This is a genomic window from Acinetobacter sp. LMB-5 (assembly GCF_001541635.1).
Classification (GTDB): Bacteria; Pseudomonadota; Gammaproteobacteria; order Pseudomonadales; family Moraxellaceae; genus Acinetobacter; species Acinetobacter pittii.
This window is the reverse complement of the sequence record NZ_LRDR01000119.1, coordinates 1-324: the sequence shown is the minus strand read 5'-3', so window position 1 is coordinate 324 and position 324 is coordinate 1. Positions and strand designations below refer to the sequence as shown.

The window sequence follows — 324 nt, the reverse complement described above, 5'->3', positions numbered from 1 at the left end:
GGGGAAGCAGTGTCCGTCTTGCCGGTTTTCAGTGGTCGAGCGCTTATAGCCAACGCGGTGATATTGTCACCTCGGCGCTACCACAATTTTCCGGCTCGGCAGCATTGCCTTCAACACTGGATTTATACGTCAACCAGCAAAAGATTTATTCAGGGTTAGTCCCATCTGGTCCCTTTGATATTAAACAGCTCCCATTTATTTCAGGAAACGAAGTCACCCTTGTGACCACCGATGCAACGGGACAGCAGAGCATTACCAAAAAGCCGTACTATTTTTCCTCCAAGATTCTGGCAAAAGGCATAAATGAGTTTTCAGTAGATGTGG

The 324-nt window shown here is 47.2% G+C and carries 1 pseudogene; it reads left to right on the top strand.

Annotated elements, in window-relative coordinates:
* Positions 1–324: pseudogene (locus tag AW165_RS18775) on the top strand (fimbrial biogenesis outer membrane usher protein); the annotation flags it as partial.